Source organism: Nonomuraea jiangxiensis, assembly GCF_900099965.1.
Taxonomy (GTDB): Bacteria; Actinomycetota; Actinomycetes; order Streptosporangiales; family Streptosporangiaceae; genus Nonomuraea; species Nonomuraea jiangxiensis.
In genome coordinates this window covers 37,961-54,729 of the sequence record NZ_FNDJ01000034.1, presented here as the reverse complement: position 1 = coordinate 54,729, position 16,769 = coordinate 37,961, and the positions used below count along the sequence as shown (strand labels likewise).

At 67.9% G+C, this 16,769-nt stretch carries 20 protein-coding genes; 8 read left to right on the top strand and 12 right to left on the bottom strand.

Annotated elements, in window-relative coordinates; translation table 11 throughout:
- Window positions 1–277: 277 nt before the first annotated feature.
- The 3 genes from BLS95_RS45985 to BLS95_RS45970 form a co-directional block, all read right to left on the bottom strand.
- Window positions 278–1,120, bottom strand: a complete 843-nt coding sequence (locus tag BLS95_RS45985) for an ACT domain-containing protein (RefSeq protein ID WP_143044178.1) — start codon at window positions 1,118–1,120, stop codon at window positions 278–280.
- Window positions 1,121–2,719: 1,599 nt separating this feature from the next.
- Window positions 2,720–2,896, bottom strand: coding sequence for a hypothetical protein (locus BLS95_RS56345; RefSeq protein WP_176993743.1), 177 nt, complete (start codon window positions 2,894–2,896; stop codon window positions 2,720–2,722).
- Between the two features lie 6 nt (window positions 2,897–2,902).
- Window positions 2,903–3,793, bottom strand: a complete 891-nt coding sequence (locus tag BLS95_RS45970; protein WP_218136312.1) for a LysR family transcriptional regulator — start codon at window positions 3,791–3,793, stop codon at window positions 2,903–2,905.
- 96 nt (window positions 3,794–3,889) lie between these two features.
- Here BLS95_RS45970 and BLS95_RS45965 point away from each other — a divergent pair, with 96 nt between their 5' ends.
- The 3 genes from BLS95_RS45965 to BLS95_RS45955 all read left to right on the top strand — a co-directional run bounded on the left by BLS95_RS45965 (window position 3,890) and on the right by BLS95_RS45955 (window position 6,390).
- Window positions 3,890–4,828, top strand: a complete 939-nt coding sequence (locus BLS95_RS45965) for a quinone oxidoreductase family protein (RefSeq protein ID WP_090945934.1) — start codon at window positions 3,890–3,892, stop codon at window positions 4,826–4,828.
- Between the two features lie 186 nt (window positions 4,829–5,014).
- Window positions 5,015–5,308 carry a hypothetical protein gene (locus BLS95_RS57285; protein ID WP_218136311.1) on the top strand — a complete coding sequence of 98 codons (294 nt, stop codon included), beginning with the start codon at window positions 5,015–5,017 and terminating at the stop codon, window positions 5,306–5,308.
- 170 nt (window positions 5,309–5,478) lie between these two features.
- Window positions 5,479–6,390, top strand: a complete 912-nt coding sequence (locus BLS95_RS45955; RefSeq protein WP_143044177.1) for a hypothetical protein — start codon at window positions 5,479–5,481, stop codon at window positions 6,388–6,390.
- 256 nt (window positions 6,391–6,646) lie between these two features.
- On the opposite strand, the gene BLS95_RS45950 is transcribed toward BLS95_RS45955, so the two are convergent.
- The 6 genes from BLS95_RS45950 to BLS95_RS45925 all read right to left on the bottom strand — a co-directional run bounded on the left by BLS95_RS45950 (window position 6,647) and on the right by BLS95_RS45925 (window position 10,140).
- Window positions 6,647–7,165, bottom strand: a complete 519-nt coding sequence (locus BLS95_RS45950) for a GNAT family N-acetyltransferase (protein ID WP_090945932.1) — start codon at window positions 7,163–7,165, stop codon at window positions 6,647–6,649.
- A 24-nt stretch (window positions 7,166–7,189) separates the two neighbouring features.
- Entirely contained in the window at window positions 7,190–7,411 is a 222-nt protein-coding gene (locus tag BLS95_RS45945; protein ID WP_143044176.1) for a hypothetical protein, read from the bottom strand.
- 408 nt (window positions 7,412–7,819) lie between these two features.
- Window positions 7,820–8,212, bottom strand: a complete 393-nt coding sequence (locus BLS95_RS45940) for a hypothetical protein (RefSeq protein WP_090945930.1) — start codon at window positions 8,210–8,212, stop codon at window positions 7,820–7,822.
- Entirely contained in the window at window positions 8,209–8,715 is a 507-nt protein-coding gene (locus BLS95_RS45935) for a hypothetical protein (protein ID WP_090945929.1), read from the bottom strand. Before BLS95_RS45935 ends, BLS95_RS45940 begins: the two co-directional genes overlap by 4 nt.
- 245 nt (window positions 8,716–8,960) lie before the next feature.
- Window positions 8,961–9,188, bottom strand: a complete 228-nt coding sequence (locus BLS95_RS45930; RefSeq protein ID WP_090945928.1) for a hypothetical protein — start codon at window positions 9,186–9,188, stop codon at window positions 8,961–8,963.
- Between the two features lie 127 nt (window positions 9,189–9,315).
- Entirely contained in the window at window positions 9,316–10,140 is an 825-nt protein-coding gene (locus BLS95_RS45925; protein ID WP_245765690.1) for an MBL fold metallo-hydrolase, read from the bottom strand.
- Between the two features lie 211 nt (window positions 10,141–10,351).
- Between BLS95_RS45925 and BLS95_RS45920 the strand changes: the two genes are divergently transcribed.
- Together BLS95_RS45920 and BLS95_RS45915 are read left to right on the top strand one after the other, a co-directional pair.
- Complete coding sequence (locus tag BLS95_RS45920; protein WP_218136310.1) at window positions 10,352–10,666, top strand: TetR/AcrR family transcriptional regulator; 315 nt, start codon at window positions 10,352–10,354, stop codon at window positions 10,664–10,666.
- The gene (locus BLS95_RS45915; RefSeq protein ID WP_090945926.1) at window positions 10,618–11,076 is read left to right on the top strand and encodes an NAD(P)-binding protein; all 459 of its coding nucleotides are present in this window, start codon (window positions 10,618–10,620) and stop codon (window positions 11,074–11,076) included. Before BLS95_RS45920 ends, BLS95_RS45915 begins: the two co-directional genes overlap by 49 nt.
- Before the next feature lie 134 nt (window positions 11,077–11,210).
- Here the strand turns inward: BLS95_RS45915 and BLS95_RS45910 are convergent, their stop codons facing one another.
- Window positions 11,211–11,414, bottom strand: a complete 204-nt coding sequence (locus BLS95_RS45910; protein ID WP_090945925.1) for a hypothetical protein — start codon at window positions 11,412–11,414, stop codon at window positions 11,211–11,213.
- 188 nt (window positions 11,415–11,602) lie between these two features.
- Here BLS95_RS45910 and BLS95_RS45905 point away from each other — a divergent pair, with 188 nt between their 5' ends.
- Both BLS95_RS45905 and BLS95_RS57280 read left to right on the top strand, forming a co-directional pair.
- Window positions 11,603–13,024: a phosphatidylinositol-specific phospholipase C domain-containing protein gene (locus tag BLS95_RS45905; RefSeq protein WP_090945924.1), complete on the top strand. Its 1,422-nt coding sequence runs from the start codon at window positions 11,603–11,605 to the stop codon at window positions 13,022–13,024.
- 445 nt (window positions 13,025–13,469) lie between these two features.
- The gene (locus tag BLS95_RS57280) at window positions 13,470–13,922 is read left to right on the top strand and encodes a DDE-type integrase/transposase/recombinase (protein ID WP_218136309.1); all 453 of its coding nucleotides are present in this window, start codon (window positions 13,470–13,472) and stop codon (window positions 13,920–13,922) included.
- Between the two features lie 181 nt (window positions 13,923–14,103).
- Here the strand turns inward: BLS95_RS57280 and BLS95_RS45895 are convergent, their stop codons facing one another.
- Window positions 14,104–15,015 carry a LysR family transcriptional regulator gene (locus tag BLS95_RS45895; RefSeq protein ID WP_090945923.1) on the bottom strand — a complete coding sequence of 304 codons (912 nt, stop codon included), beginning with the start codon at window positions 15,013–15,015 and terminating at the stop codon, window positions 14,104–14,106.
- A 104-nt stretch (window positions 15,016–15,119) separates the two neighbouring features.
- On the opposite strand from BLS95_RS45895, the gene BLS95_RS45890 reads away from it, so the two are divergent.
- On the top strand, window positions 15,120–15,338 hold the full coding sequence (locus BLS95_RS45890; RefSeq protein ID WP_090945922.1) for a putative antibiotic biosynthesis monooxygenase: 219 nt from the start codon (window positions 15,120–15,122) through the stop codon (window positions 15,336–15,338).
- Window positions 15,339–15,745: 407 nt separating this feature from the next.
- Here the strand turns inward: BLS95_RS45890 and BLS95_RS45885 are convergent, their stop codons facing one another.
- The gene (locus BLS95_RS45885; RefSeq protein ID WP_090945921.1) at window positions 15,746–16,762 is read right to left on the bottom strand and encodes a sigma-70 family RNA polymerase sigma factor; all 1,017 of its coding nucleotides are present in this window, start codon (window positions 16,760–16,762) and stop codon (window positions 15,746–15,748) included.
- Between the last annotated feature and the right edge of the window lie 7 nt (window positions 16,763–16,769).

Sequence of the window (16,769 nt, the reverse complement as noted above, 5' to 3'; positions counted from 1 at the left end):
CCGGGCGAAGAAGCCCGCTCAGCGGTTCAGGGTGATCGGGTGGACGAGGACCGGGAGAAGGCTCGATAACGCAGCAGATAGTGGGGCACTGAGCAACGACCGGGAGCGCCAGGAAGATCATGACCAGCGCGACCAGGCTCCCGGGAGTGGAGCGGAACCCCGCGCCCACCCCCCGACCCGATCAGCGCCGCAGCCACCATGGACAGCCCGCGACCACCACCGAGACGAGCACCCAAGGGCTACCGGGAGGGATCACGCGGATCCGTGCCGGGCGGTCTCACGCCGGGCTGGTGTAGCGGGCCTGGCGGGCCGCGGCGGTCAGTGCCGCCGCCCTGGCCGCCTCGGTCGGTGTGAAAGGCAGCTCGGGCCGTCTGATCAGCAGGGCGCGGTCGGGGTTCACGGAGATCACCATGGTGGTGTTGAGCTCGGCGCCCTCGTCCACGGTGTCGCCGGGTCGCCGCCACTCGACCTGCGGTGCCCGCAGCAGTTCCGCCATCGCCTTGGGCAGCCGGTCGGGGTCGGCACCCACCCGTTGCGCCAGCACGAACGCCTGGACGCCTGGGTCGGTGAGGTCCTTGACCTGTGCGGGCACGATGACGACGCCGTGCCCGCCCGCCTCGGTCAGCGCCCCGGCCAGCGTGTCGAGCGTCAGATCGCGCGGCGCCTCGATGATGAACTCGTCGAGCGCGTCGCATCCGGCGGGTGTGATGGCGCTGCTGCCGGTCGGGGCGATGTGCAGGGTCAGTATGTTGCATCCCAGGCGGCCGAATGCGCCCGCCACCGCGGCGAGCTGTCCGGGCCGTTCCACCACCCGCATGCGGATGCGCCACAACGCCATGGGTGATCCCGCGCCGCCGTCGACCGGGAGCGCGGTCGCCGCCCTCCTGGCCGGACGGCGGCCCATCCGCTTGTGGATCGCGCTTCCGACGATCAACGCCACCCCCAGCCCGACCAGTACGACGGGGCCCGGATCCGCGTGCCCGAGCAGTGTCGCGAGCAGGTGCGCCAGGCCGACCGCGAGGAACAGTGCGGCGAGTTCGACGAGCTCTCGCCGCCACGAGTGCGCCTGCCGATTGCCGTGTCCGGAACGTGGGTGAATCACCTTGGGTGCATTGCTCATGACCTCAGTGTGTCCACGGGTTGTTACCTGATCGCTGACAGCGAGGTTGCGGCGGCATTAAACCGCGTTCACCGCATGACTCGCAGATGGCCTGGCTTTGCGCCGGACCCGCTCAACCTCCATGAGCAGCGCCGACGTGGGCCGCAGCGCAGGCCCCGGCAGTCTCAGCTCCCCAAGGACAGCGCTGCGCGAAGTCGGCCGCGGATAGGCGTTCCTACACCGGCACCGCGTCAACCGGCGGCTTCCGCAGCACTGGACTGGCTTGAAGACCAGCCCGGCAGCGTATGGCAGGAACGACGGCTGGCCAGCGGCGCCGAGGAGATCGGCCGGGACTGGAAGCGAGTGCCGCTGGAGTGGCTGGCAAGCCGTGACCGCTGCGGTGTTCCACCGGTCCATGATCGCGGCGTACTGCTCGAAGGTCAGCGCGGCAACCGGATGGTGCGGGCCGGTGATGGCGGTCAGCACCTCGGTGTAGGGAGGCGGTGCGGCACGAGTTATGCCGCACCGCCAAGGACCTGGACGACCTCGTCGTTGCAGGTTGTAGGTGATCGCCGCCAAAGTCAGCCCGGCGGCCCGAATGACGCCGAACCGACAAATGCCGTGGCGAAGTAATCCGACACGGCATTTGTCGTCCACCCTTTATTCGAGCAGCGAGAACGATGTCGACTCAATCGCCGATCTCAGTGTTGTAGAGATGCACTCGCCCGCCGGTGCGGGGTGTCGTCACCGAGCCCACCCTCGGGCGGGTCCTCTCGTCCGTCACCCGTGCGCCACGGGCTACAGACCAAGGTGGCCGAGCAGGTGAGAGGGCCAGAACCCGTGGGGGTGGTGGTGGAGCGTGTGGGACGGCCAGTACCCGTGGTTATGGCGGTGCATCGTATGGTAGGGCCAGTACCCGTGGTGGTGCGGGTGGAACCAGTCGTGGTCGAAGGGGTCCGTTGCGATGTACCCGGCGTTGGCCGGGTGGGAGGCGGAGGCCGCGCTCGCGCTGGCCACTCCCTGGCCCCCTAGGACGAACATGACACCGGCGGCCGCAGTGGCCAGAGCTAGCGTCGCGATACGCCTTGGGCGCGGCGTCCGCGATTGCCGAACTTCAGTATTCACGAGGTTTCGGTTCCATTCATGAGTGAATCGACGCGAAAATCCAGCGCCTTATCTGGATAGGCATCCGGACAGCATCAGATATGCCCACGAAGACGATCTCCCGCACCGCAATGAACCCAAACAACTCGTCAAGTCATTCACCAGCAAGGCCCCGGATCACACAAAGTGACCCGGGGCCGGCGGCTCGGCCATGGCCGGCCGGCAGCCTGCTCCACCTACAGCGACTCGGGTGCCGCGCTATTCGGGGGCTTTCCGGACCGGCCTACGCGCACGCGCGCAGGAGGCAAAGGGCGGCAGGCGTTCGCGACGGCACCGGCCCTCCCGATCATGTTCGACGTGCTCGTTGCCTTCGTCGTCCAGATGCTGCCCCCCACGGCAGGGGCGCAGAGGCACGTTCTCTCCGCCGGCTGACGGGGGGAACGTGACCGTTCAGCATGGCGTGCCCGGCCGTCTTCCTCCTTGCTTTCACCGAACCTGGTGACGCCAACCGACATGTCACCAGGCGCCCTGTTTCGAGTTCTCCAGTCGGGTGAGCAGAACGCGGGTGTGCTCGATCCGCTCAAGGGCATCGCCGGCGGGCGGCTCAGCCGTTCGCCGCGCGCCCGGGCGGCGGACCAGGCCCTCATGCAGTTCGCGGATGAACTCCGCCAGGGCGGCCAAGACCTGGAACATGAGCGACTACCCGGGTGTCGAGGGCCTCGTGCCGGCGGGTGCCCGGAGGGTGCATAGTTCGCCGAGCAGATCGCGGATCAGCGCCGACCCGGTCAGCTCCCGGGTTGTCACATATCCGACCCGGCGTAGCGGGGCGCCGTCGCCGAGTTCGGTCGTGGCGACCTTGGACGGCGCGTCCACGGTCGACAGCCGCGGCACGACCGCCGCGCCAAGCCCGTGGCCGACCATCGACATGACCACCCCGTCGTCCTCAACCGTGATGTCGCCGGGTGGGATCCACTCCTGGGCGGACAGCCAGCGCTGAGTCTCGCCCGAGCAGTTCTCGTGCCAGTCGATCATGGGCAGCGAGCGCGGATCCGGATGCCCCGCCGGATAGGCCAGCACGTACGGCTCGTGGTACAGCTCCTTGCAGACCAGCCCCTCCACGTACACCGGCAGCGAGACGACGCCCACGTCGGCCCGCCCGTCGGCCACCTCGCCGGCGATGCCCCTGCCCAGGTCCGGCACGATGCGCACGTCCACGGTGACCTTGGGGTGACGTTGCCCGAACCGTACCAGCACGCGCGGCAGCAGGTGGAAGGCAGCGCTGCGGAATGCGGCAAGCCGGATGGTCCCGGTGGCCTCGCCGCGGGCGGCGTTGTGCGTGTCGGTCCGCATGACCTCCATGAGCCGCAGAATGTGCCGCGCGTGGCCGACCGCAGCCTGTCCCGCCGCAGTGGCCTGGGCCCCGCTGCGCCCTCGGTCGAACAGCACAGTGCCCAACTTTCGCTCGGCGGCACGCAGGGCGTGTGAGACCGCCGACTGGGTCAGCCCCAGCCGTGCCCCCGCCTCCGACACGCTTCCTTCGCCGTCCACGGCGACGAGGACGCGCAGTTCTGCCACGCTCAGGTCATCCACGGCTACGGGAACGTATGAAGGATCTTCATACATTCCGCGTAATGCAGAAACAGCATCCGCTGGCTGGTCTTAGGCGCCTGCTCTAGCGTCTGCCGCATGAAAGTGATGCGCGCTGAACAGCTTGGCGGCCCCGAGATGCTGACCTTGGCCGAGGTGCCCGACCCGGTGCCAGGCCCCGGTGAGACCCTGGTGGACGTCGAGGCCGCCGGGCTTAATTTCGCCGATATCGAGCGGCTCAAGGGTTCGTACCTGCCGCCCGAGCTTCCGTTCATACCGGGCAGCGAGATTGTGGGCCGCACCGTCGACGGTCGCCGGGTGCTCGCCTTCGCCGCCCGCGCTTACGCGACGAAGGCGCTGGTGAAGGACGCGGTGGAGATCCCCGAGGAGCTTCCTGCGGGCGCCGCGCTGGCGCTGCTGGTGCAGGGCCTGACCGCGTGGCATCTCGTTCGTACGGCTGCGCGGATCGCACCTGGCGAAAGCGTTGTGGTCAACGCGGCCGCGGGCGGGGTGGGCCATTTGGCGGTTCAGCTGGCGAAGGAGTTCGGGGCCGGGCGCGTGATCGGCACAGCGTCCACTGCGGAGAAGCGCGACCTGGTGCTGGGCCTCGGCGCTCACGCCGCGATCGACGGCGCCGCGGACGATTACGCCGAACGGGTGATCGAGGCGAATGGTGGCGCCCCAGTTGACGTGGTGTTGGACGCGGTGGGTGGGCCAGTGTTCGACGCAGCGCTCTACGCGCTCGCTCCATTCGGCCGCCTGATCACATACGGAACCTCGGGTGGCACCAACCCGGCGCCACTCGATCCCGGTCTGCTCAGCGAGCGCAATATCGCGGTGGGCGGATACTGGCTCGGCGCCCACCTGCGCCTGCCCGGCAGCACCGCCGCCGCCGCGCTGACCGAGCTGATCGAGCTCACCACTTCCGGGCAGTTGCGCCCCATGACCGGCGGGGAGTACGAACTCGGGCAGGCCGGCCTGGCCCTCGCGGACCTGGCTGCCCGCCGCACCGTCGGGAAGATCATCCTGCGAAACTGAGCGGGTTCGCCCCAAGCGGTCTCAGAGTCAGTTCTATGACGTTATGGGACTGACCAGCTGACCAGCTGACCGTCTGTGGCCGGCGGCTGCCGGCCGAAGCGGCCTGGCCGCCCGCCCACGGTCCGCTCCATCCGCGCTCTCGTCTTGCGCCTGGTTCGGGAGAACCCTGGCTGGGGTCATCAGCGGGTGCATGGTGAGCTCGCCACACTCGGCATCAAGGTCGCGCCGTCCACGGTCCGGGAGATCCTCAAGCAGACAGGTCTTGATCCAGCGCCCAAGCGGGCGTCCACCACGTGGGCCGACTTCCTGCGCTCCCAAGCAGATGCCCTGCTGGCCTGCGACTTCATCGAAACCGTCACTCTCAGCGGGCAGCGCCAGCATGTCCTGGCCGTCATCGAGCACGCCACCACGCGCGTCCGCGTGCTCGGCACCACCGCGCACCCGAGTGCAAACTTGGCATCCAAGCGATCAAGAACCTAGTGATGGATCTGGACGATGTGGGCTGCCGGGCGCCGAGGTGCTCGCTCACAAACTGGTACGCTCCCGGGAATTCCTTTCGTTAACACCGATTTCTGGTCCGTAGCAGAAGGCATACGTCGATGCGCCGTTTACCAATTCTCTTATCCGCCACGCTAATCGGGCCCGGAGCGATGCTCGCCGTCCCGGTTCCGGCCGAAGCCGCCATTCCCGATGTGGTGCGCGCCGTACAACAGCAGCTTGTCAAAGGCGCGAGTATGAAGTTCACCCAGTACGGGACCGTCACCCTCAATGGCAGGAACAGATCCGCCAACCACATGGCCCGGGTGTTCCGCTTCAACCCGATCCAGGACGGCACACTGCAACTGGGCCGGAACGGAATCGCCGCGGTAGGCCTGACCCGCCGGGTGGCCTTCGACAGGGAGAACCTCCCGCTCGCCAAGGAACACGCCGCCGAAGGCGATCTGGTCGCGAAAAGCCTGGTCACTCAGACCAGGCCGCACCGCTGGGTCAACACGAACGGCTGGTTCTACGATACGGCGCGTTTGTGGACCGCCGGCCTGCCCGGGGGAAAGACCTGGGCGCGGCGCGCAAAGGGCACCCCCGCGGTGACGGCCTTCCGCGACCAGGTCATCAACATCTTCGAGATCAGAACGCTCAAAACGCTGATCGCCAACGCCGACGAGCGGAAGTTCGGCCTGCCGAACCCGGCTGGCAAAACCCCCGCCATGAGGAAAACTGGATGGTATGCGGGCTCCATCACCTTCGGCGAGCTCTACAAATTGTCGCCCACCTTCCGTGCAGTGGCCGGGAAACGACCTGACGCGAGTTTCACGCACAGGGTCGTCATCTGGCGCATCATTTTCGACGCGAATGGCCTGCCCTTCCAGTTCGGGTCAGGCTGGAGCGTCAAGGACAGACAGAAGAACGCCGACGGCGGCGGCGCTACGATCAAGGTCGTGTCCTGGGGTCCTGCCACGACCATCGCACGGCCCAAGCCGGCTCAGGTCGGCGTCGTCCGCGCTCCCGCCGGGGGCCTGCCCGCGTTCGACAACATGGTCGAAATGATCAAAGCCGCCCTGTAGCGAAACTCGCGCACGCCACGCGAAGTCCTCACAGGTCATGACCAGGGCCGATGCCCTATCGGCAGACGTAGAAATCGGTCGGCGACTTGGCACGCCGGCATCGTACTGACCGCCGACACCTACGCCTCGGTGCTGCCCGAGGCGGCCCACAAAGTTGCGGCATGAGGTCGCGGTGCTGCGGTCGCGCGAGGCGAACGGATTGTTCCGCTTCAAAGGCTCATGCCCCACGACGAGTGATGGCGGATCCGGCAATGCCTCAATCCGCGGCCACCGCCTCCTTCAGGTCGACGCTGTACGCCCACAACGCGAAGTCCGGCGTCACCGCCCGGTCGCGCTCCGGCACCCGGACGAACCCCAGCCGGCCGTAGAGCCGCTGGGCCGCCAGCATGTTGGACTGGGTGTGCAGCACCACCCGGTGCAGGCCGAGGCTCAGCGCACGGTCGAGGCAGGCCCGCACCAGCGCTTCGCCGACTCCGCGTCCCTGCGCGGCCGAGGCCACGGCGAGGAGCCGGAACTCGCCCTCGCCGGGGACGGCGAGGTTGGCGTAAGGGGTGCCGGGCAGCACGAACGAGACCGCGCCGAGCACCTGGCCGGTGACGTTGTCCACCGCCGCCAGGAGTTCGCTCTGCTCGGCCCGGCCCTGGACGTCCCGCATCTTCTCCAGGTACTCCTGGGCCCCCGGGATCGAAGGGAGGAGGTCCCGGTAGACGTCCATGGTGAGCTCAGCGATCGCGGCGAAGTCCGCGGGCTGGGCCGGGCGGAGAGAAAAGTCCATGGTTGAACACTTTATTGGTGTTTGTCACTTATCCAGTCCGACGAGCACGCGTACGAACGTCCGCCTCGACCTGATCTCCACCGGCTCCCCGAGCTCTCTGGCCCGTTGTATCGCCGAGGATTCATCGTCGGGCGGCGCCGCGCCCCCGGCCACCCCCTGGCCTTCCCCGCTGATCTCCCCCGCCGCCGGAAGGCCCACGACGAGCCCCACGATCAACGCAACGACCATGACCACCACTCGGAGCATCCTGTCCACCCCTGACCAGCCCATCCGTCCCGGCCCAGCCGACCTAGGAAGATCCGGTTACACGCCGGTTTCACCGGCCGCCCGCCGGACATCAGGCTCCGCCACCCTGCTCTTCGGTGAGGAAGACCAGACCGAACCGGGCAAACTCATCTCGCTGAGAAGCTGAACAGTCGGATCAAACGTCCGGCCCCGCATTCGCCTGCTCATGGCGAGGCAGGGCCGCGTACTGACGGCATGTGACGGGAGTACGAGCACGACGGTCAATCGGACTTATCATGACAACTGGTCGGCCACAGCAGGTACGCGGGAAACAACTACCCGAACGTGACGAACAGTCGGTGACGCCGATAAGGCCGGATCGAACTGTCACGCTTCAAGGACCGATGACGTGCGGTCATGAACGCGTGATCATGCCCGTCTGCGGGTGGTCAGACCTGCGGCTATCACCGCCAGCACCCCCGCCACGAGGAGAGGCAGACCGATCGTCAGAAGCGCAAGGAACCCGAAGACGATCAGGACCACACCGGCGATCGCCAGCACGGTCCCCCGTCCGGGGGCCTTGCGCGCCATGCCGTACGCCATCAGCAAAGCGCACCCGACGAGCCCTCCGGTGAACCAGGACACCGGACGACCATCCTCCTGTGCTGTCAACCCCAGGTACAAGACGAACATCGTCGCGGTGATCACAACCGCCAACGCCGCGGGCACGGTGACGGCGTCGAACCGTCGCCCCGCATGCCGTACCTTCCTGGACCCGATGGGTGCCCGCCCGTCCTCGGAGGGATCGCGCTCACCGGTCATACGGGTCCTCCTCGTAGCGGTGTCGCCGGTTCGCTCAGGGCGGCGATGAAGGGCTCGCGGACAGCGGGGTCGCAGTAAGCCTCCTCCAACGCCCGCTTGTCCGCGTCAGGGTCGGGACCGGCCGGATGGTCGGTTCCCTGCCCGCACGCGAGCGGCATCGAGGTGGCTCCGTCCCAGCCTGCGCCGGATGGGAAGGTGACGTCGATGACCACGCGGTTCCCGTTCAGGTCGATGATCAGATATCGGTGCACGTCCCACAAGCCTTCCTCAGGCACCGCGGCGGCCGCGGCCGGGCCGAAACTGCGGGAGGCGTCTTCGGGCGTGCACCGGTAGACGCGGTGGACCAGCCGCGGTCTGGTGTCTGGCCAGTGTTCCGCCAGGATCGCCGCCAGCAGCGCATGCTTCGTCGAACACGTCCCACGCCACTCGGCGAGCGCTCCCCGAGCGCTCCGCTCCCTGGGGCGCCCGTACGGCATCGAGCGCACCGCCTCCACGACCTCCACGAGTGAAGCATTCTCCGGCAGACCCGCCCTTGCCGCGAGCGATGTCAACATGGGGGTAATCGCCGGTCCAGACATGCGACCTCCTCTTAGGGCCTGGACGATCCTCTCGCCGAGGATGCCGGTGCCCACGCCCTGGACCCGCCGGGGGGCCGTCCGGTCATCGTGCGCGGCGCACGCATTCGGTCTTGCTCCCCGGCTCATCGGTGATCAACCTGTAGGCCGCGAGCTCGGACAGGGTGACGATCTCACAGAACGCTGCCCGGTGGCCGTTGGAAACCTGGCGTAACTGGACCCAGACGCGGTGCCTCGACCATGGTGTTCTCGGTGCCCTCCGCGGCCAGAACCGCCGCGGTGACGCGCTTGACCAGCTTGTCGCGGCCTCGCTCCACCAAGGGGCCGATCGGTTTCGCATGGCGCCGGCCGCCGACCAACACGTCCTGCTCGTTGACGAAGCACCAGGCCAGCCCCTGCATATGCGCGTAGTCCCGAAAAGCGGGCGAGAGGCGCGGCCTCGATCTCGAGCACGATCGTCGACAGTTCGCCGGCAAGCTGCTGCTTGGCGGCATCGTCCAAAGCGCCCTTGGGTGGTCGTGAGTTCGATCATTGGCACGACAGATCCTCCGTGGGGTTGTGGTCGTAGCGTGCCAGCTCTACCGGGTCGTGGGCGCAGAACACGTCGACCTGGTCGTGATGCGAGGCGCGGAGCTCGCGCAGCCGGGTCAGGTTGGCGTGCCGGGCGGGGCCGTTGAACTGCACCATGTTCTGGGACATGCGTAGCCCCGGCGGGCAATGTGGGCGTGCCGGATCGATCTCGCCACGGAAGAAGTAGGCGTCGCCGGCGTGCAGCAGCCAGCGTGCGCCCGTGTCCACGGCCACGCCGGTGTGGCCACGACTGTGCCCGGCGAGCGGAATCAACAGGATCTCCGGAGGCAGACCTTTGAGCTGGTGTACTGCCGCGAAGCCGAACCAGTCGTCACCGTCATTCTCGTCGTAGGTCGACCAGACGGGCCCATGCGCCCACTGGTTCGGCCGGTAGCGGCGGCGTTCGCCACGGGTCGGACGGAGCATGCCCGCCTCGTGCTCGCGGGCGTGCAGATGCACCGTCGCCCACGGAAAGTCGCTGATCCCACCGGTGTGATCGGGGTCAAGGTGAGTGAGCACGATGTGCCGAACGTCGGTCGGCTGATAACCGAGCCGGATCACCTGACTCAACGCGCTCTCCCGGGGGTCGAGTAAGGGGCGGATCAACCGGAGGAAGTTCTCGCCCAGTGACCTGACCGGCTCTTCGGCGTCCCGCGTTCCGAATCCGGTGTCGATCAGAATCAGGCTCTGCTCGGTCTCCACGAGCAGGCAGTGGCAGACCAGCGTCGCCGCCGCGAACAGGCCACCCGTCCCATTGATCAGACGTTGGCTCGCGGGATGCATCGTGCCGCAGTTGAGGTGGTGTACCCGCATGGCTCCCATGCGGGTATCATGAAGGAACTAAGCACTAACTAACAATATCTTACCGAGTGACATAGATCTAACACCCACCGCCGTACGGACTTGTTAGTAAGTAGTTACTGTGCTAAATGTGACCATGGATGTAAGGCGCAGCACCGCGAAACAACGACGCGCGGAGGCCATCGTGGCCGGTATGCAGGTCTTCGCCGGCCATGGGCTCATGACGGCATCGATCCAGCAGGTCGCGGACGAGATCGGAGTGTCGCAGCCGTACGTCTTCCGGCTCTTCGGCAGCAAGCATGCGTTCTTCCTGGCCTGCCTCGACGAGATGGAACGTCAGATACTTGAGCTCATCCGGCAGGCCGCGGCGACGTCTCCGGACGATCCGTTGTCCGCGATGCGCGCCGGCTACCGCGAGATGCTCGCCGACGGAGTCATCACCGGCCTGTGGTTGCAGGCATGCGCCACCGCATGCAGGGACGAGACGGCGCCGGCATTGCCGGGTTGACGGCCGCCCACAGGCTCGCCGGAGCCGGGATCGAGGTGACCGTGCTCGAAGCCGGGTGCCGACCGGGTGGCCTGATGTCGACGCTGGGCCTGGACACGGCGATTCGCGGATCCCTGCCGGGGTCAAGAAGCTCATCAAGGATCTCCAGGGGATGTTCTTCAACGCCCATCTGGCAGGAACCGCACTTCCTGGCCTGCAAGGACGCCACCGTGCGCAGGGTGGACCCGTACACGCCGGTGCTGCGGCGAACTGGATGCCGAACCAGTACCTCTATCACCGGGGGTGGCCATCGGCAGGGACGGCGCGTGTACCGGGTCCAACGCGCCCGCTCTCCTGGGGAAACCGGCTCATGTTCACGCAGGTTACCGAGACAGGGTCGGACACCGCCTACGGACCGTGCAGATCCCTGAACCTCAATGAGCGCGCCGGCAACCCGTGGGAGATGAACCCGTACATACCTGCGGACCCCGGCATCAACCCGTCTTCAAGAGGTTCTGCTCCGACGCGTGATCCGGCCCGGACCGCCGCCCGGGCCCCGAGCACGTCAGGGAGCGCGACGCGTTCGAGGTCGGCCAGGTGCTTGGCACTGGCGGCGGTCGCGCTCAGCACCGGCGCCGACGAAGGCGACGGCGGAGCCCAGACCCGCCGAGAAGCCGATGACGGTGGTGGCGAAGGAGGCGACGGACAGCGGGAGGCCGAACAGGGTGTAGCGGGTGTCGGTGGTGAGGCGGCGCTGGAGGGTTCTCATGGGGAAACGCTACGAGCCGGGCCCATACCCCCTCGACCCTGCGCGCGGGCGTGTACGGGGTAGGGCCGGTCCTACCCCCGACGCCCTCCAACGAGACCGTGACGACGGGCTGAACAAAGCACCGACCGGGTTGGCCGGACGCGCGTGATCGTATTCGCTGGGAAGATCCCCGACGTGAGGATCAGAGGATGCTCCGTTCAAGAACCGTCCTGTCCGTGCTCGCCGTCGCCGCGGCCACGCTGCTGATCGGCGGGCCCGCCGAGGCGCTGGCGGATCAGCCGTTACCCTCGGCGATCTTCCGCGCCACGCACAACAGCTACTCGGGAAACATCTCCGGCGCCAGGAACTCGATCGCCTACCAACTCGACCACGGCATCCGCTTCATCGAACTCGACATTCACGACAACGACTACGCCACCTCGCGCGACTACTCCATCGGCCACGACTCCCCGGGCAACCAGGTCGACCACGCGGGCAACCCCGCGTCGAACCTCCTGCGCGACTGGCTCAACGTGATCAACACCTGGTCCGCGCAGCATCCCACCGCCGCACCGATTGTCGTCGCGCTCGACATCAAGGACGACCTCACCGACAACACCTCCTACGCCGCGGGCGACCTGGCCGCGCTCAACCAGGAGTTCGTCTCCGTCTTCGGCGCGCGGCTGTTCCGGGCCGAGGACTACCCGGCGAGCCCGCCGACCGTGGACGCGCTGCGCGGCCGGGTGCTCCCCCTGATCTCCGGCGACGGCAAGACCCGCACCCAGTACAAGCGAGACATCGGCTACAACCCCGCCGTCGCGATCAACGGCCGCGGCCAGGTCGTGGAGGTGCACGACTCGGGTTCGGGCGCGCTCTGGTACTGGTCCGGCACGTACGGCGCCGACGGCCGGGTGACCTGGCTACGCCACGGAAAGTACGACAACGGCGTCACGCCGGCCATCGCGCTGAACGACAACGGCGACCTGGTCGAGGTCCACCAATCCCAGAACGCGACCACGCTGTGGTACCGCGTGGGCCGCCTCGGCGCCGACGGCGAGATCACCTGGTCAGCCAGCCGCAAGTACGATGACGGCGTCCTGCCCACGATAAGGTTCACCGACGCGGCCGGCACCCGGTTGCGCGAGATCCATCGCAGCCAGAGCAACAGCCAGAACTGGAGCTGGGACGGCGTGCTCGACGCCGGCGCGATGGCGGTCTCGTGGAGCGGCAACGCCAAGACCTCCGACGCCCGCCACGACAAGACCACCTCGACCAGCGGCACCTCGCGCGTGCGCGTGTGGACCGGCGCCGACGGCCCGACCCCGTCCCAGACCCTGCGCATCGACACCGACAGGTACGCCGGCGACCGCATCCGCTACCAGCAGGTCGCCTTCGACGAGTTCCAGCAGGGCGACAGCGCGGAGCTCCAGCAGGGCGCGCTGTTCTACGCTGCGCCCGCCACCCAGTCGGCGTTCATCACCGCGGCCCGGCAGGCGGGACGGCTCGTCCGCGGCTGGGACTTCGACTCGGCGGGCGACGCGACCAGCCCACTGGCCAACCAACCGGCGACCAACCGCCCGTACGACACCTGGTACCAGGACCTCCTCACCCGATCCGGCGCCATCCAGTAACGAACCCGCGAGGGGGCGGCGACCGGAAAATCGTTCGCTCCCTCGTACCGTGTGCGGTGCCATAACTCGTCCACGGCATCTGACCTGGCCTTCTATCCTCGGCACTCGTGTTCCTACGCCCGCTGTATCTGCTGATGGTCCGGTTGTTCGGCTGGTTGACTCTCCTCACGCGAGACGACTGGTGAGCCAACGCTGGACGTACCCGAACGCGGCCGGGCGTCCACCGATCCCGGACGAGCTGCGTGAGCTGGTGATCCGGCTGGCCAGAGAGAATCCCCGATGGGGGCACCGGCGGATCCGAGGGGAATTGCTCGGCCTCGGCCATCGAATCGGGGAAGGCACCATCCGCCCCGCAGCGGGCCGCGGCCCAGCGCCACGTCAGGCCTCACCAACCTGGCGACAATTCCTTACTTCGCAAGCCTCCGGCATCTTGGCATGCGACTTCATGCACGTCGACACCGTGTTCCTCAAACGCCTGTACGTCTTGTTCGTCATGGAGATCGAAACACGCCGCGTGCACATGCTAGGCATCACCTCCGACCCGACCGGCGCCTGGACCACCCAGCAAGCCCGGAACCTGCTGATGAACCTGGGAGAACGCGCCGGCACGTTCAGGTTTCTCATCCGGGACCGTGACAGCAAGCTCTGCCGTTCGTTCGATGAGGTGTTCGCCACCAGCGGTGTGCGGGTCATCAAGACGCCCGTCCGGTCGCCGCGGGCAAGCGCGTTCGCGGAGCGGTTCGTGGGAACGCTACGCCGTGAGTGCCTCGATCACCTGCTCATCCATGGAGATCGGCACCTGCGCAAGGTCTTGACCGAGTACGAACGCATTTCAACCATCATCGCCCGCATCAGGGCCGTTCCCTCGGCCCTCCTTTGCACGACCCCAGCCAGGTGATCGACATGACCTCCCGGATCCACCGCCGATGGACCGTCACAGGACTGATCAACGAGTACTGCACCAGCCAATGACAGCACGAAGGTCGGGCGAGCCGCAGAGACGAGGAGCTCCAGGGTGCTGCCCGGTACCCGGAGCCCGGCCGGCGTGTCGGCACCTAGTCGGCGCTGTCGCGAAGCCGTCAGGGTGCAGGTGTGGCCGGAGGGTCCATTTCGAGGAACGCCCGAGCTTGTGAGGTGATGTGGTCGCGGCGCCAGATCAGCGTCAGTGGGCGGTCCAAGGCAAGGTGGCGCAGGGGGAGCGTGACCAGCCGTGGGCCCAGGCGCCGGGCGGCCGAGCCCGGTATGAGGGCGATGCCGAAGCCGTGCTCGACCAGTTCAGCCAGCAGGGCCAGGTCGTCGGTCTCGGCGCGTATGTCGGGGTCCACGCCCGCTTCTGCGCAGGCATGGTCCAGCGCGGCACGCAGTCCGGTACCGGGAGTGAGCGTGACGAGCGGCTGTTCGTGCAGGTCGGCGAGGGCGGCATCGGCGTTGGCGGCGAGCGGGTGTCCGACAGGGGCGGCGATCACAAGAGGCTCATGGTCGAACTCGCGGGCGGCCAGCGTGGCCGGCAGTCGCTGCCCGGCAGGGCCGGCGGGCAGGCGAGGGCCCGCGGTGCCGATGAGGGCGGTGTCGAGGTCGCCGGCGACCACCTGCTGGACGAGTTGCTCCGGGTCGCCGGTGCGCAGGGTGAAGCGCACCCGGGGGTGGCGGCGCTGGAACCGCGCGAGTTGGCCAAGCAGCGTCGCCGGGGGCGCCGGGACGGTGCCCACGATCAGGTGTCCCGCCAGGACGCCCCGCAGCGCGGTTACCGTGTCACGACCGGTGGCGGCCGCCTGGAGGGCGGCACGGGCGTAAGGCAGGAAGGCCTGCCCGGCGGCGGTGAGCCGGATCCGGCGCTCGGTCCGGTCGAAGAGCTGCTCGCCGAGTTCGCGTTCGAGCTGGGCGATCTGCTGACTGATGGCGGGCTGGGCGATGTGGACCCGGGCCGCGGCCCGGGTGAAGCTGCCCTCTTCCGCCACGGCAACGACGTACCGCATCTGGCGAAGCTCCATAAGCTCTCCTTATCAAGATGCCCAAGAATCATATCTTGGACTTCTAGATCGCGTAGCGGCAGGCTATGAAGCGCAAGCCCGGCCTCCCGAAAGGAAGACAACTCATGTCCCGTCACCACCAGGCACTCATGGTTTGGATCGCCGTCCTGCCCACCCTCACCGTCCTGCAGCTCGCGCTCGGCGGCCTGCTGGAGCCGGTCCCGCCGTACCTGCGGCCGCCGATCGTCGCCACGCTGGTGGTGCCGATCGTCGTCTACGGGCTGCTGCCGCGGCTGCAGCGGGCGCGCGCGCGGCTGATCAGGGGGCGGGAGATCGGCGAGTGAACCCGGTACGCCCCCCGCTCGCAACGGGCAACTCCGGGGAGTCCTGGGAGGGGCCCCACGGTAGACCTGGGTGTTGCCGACCTCGTCTGGAAGGACCAGAACCGGAAGGCCGCAGTTCTGCGTCCTCTCTGATCATCTTGCAGGGTGGTGCCTTTCGAGTAAACCTCCAGGTCAGCACTCCACGCCTAGTCGTGATCTTGAAACGTGAGCCAAGACAGGATGCTTGAGGGGCCATGCCCTGCGCCGACGCTGCGGCTGCTTTCCCACCGGATCACGCAGCCCCAGAGGGGTGAGGAGATCGTCCGTCATGAGGAGGCGAGCGACGCGTCCCCGACGTTTCCAAGGATGGCCAGGCCGGAACCCTGCACGCGGTTGTGGGTTCGTGGCGGTTCAGCCGGCACCTGGTCTCACGCCGCGTCATCATCGGTGGCGTCGGCCGTGGGCGGGAGCCCGCACAGGGGGAACAGTCCGGTGTCGAGGAAGGCGACGATCCGTGCGATGCCGGTGGTGGTGACGGTCAGGACCTGAAGCGCGTGCGGCCGGTAGATGCCGTCGTGGTCGCGCGCGTACGACCCGAACGCGGGCTGCCCGTTGACCCTCGCCGGGATCAACCGGTACCCGCCGGCAGTGACGACTCTGGCGGCGAGGAAGCGTCCGACCGCCTCCCGGCCCGCGTACCATCCCGGGATCGGCGGCATCTCCCACACCGCGTCATCGGTCAGCACCGTCATCAGGGCGGCGAGGTCGGCGTTGGCGAAGGCGGCGGCGTATCGCTCGAGCAGCGCCCGCAGGTCCGCGTCGGCCGGTTCGGTGATCTCGTCCTGGTTGGGCGCGTTCTGGCTGAGGTGCGTCCGTGCACGCTGCAGGGCGCTGTTGACGGCGGCGGTCGTGGTTTCGAGCAGATCGGCAACTTCGACCGCGCGCCAGGCCAGCACGTCGCGCAGGATGAGCACGGCGCGCTGGCGGGCGGGTAGGTGCTGCAACGCGGCGATGAAGGCCAGCCGCATGGTCTGCCGTGCCTCGACCACGGCGGCCGGGTCGCCGCCGAACAGCGCGTCGGGAGCGGGTTGCAGCCACGACAATTCCGGCAGGCGGGGGCCCGGCGACTCGCCCGGGTCGTCGTTCGGGCCGCCCAGCCCGGAGGGCAACGGCCGGCGTCGGCTGCCCTCCAGCGCCTTCAGGCACGCCCGGGTCGCGATCCGATACAGCCAGGTACGCAGCGAGGAACGCTGCTCGAAAGCGCCGTAGCCGCGCCAGGCCTGCAGGTAGATCTCCTGAACCAGGTCCTCCGCGTCGTGGATCGAGCCGAGCATCCGGTAGCAGTAGGCCAGCAGTTCCCGCCGGTGAGGCTCGCTCAGCCGGGCGAACTCCTCATCCGGCCTGGTGGCGGGCGGGTCCGTCCGCCGCTGTGCGGTACGCGTCATCGTTTCT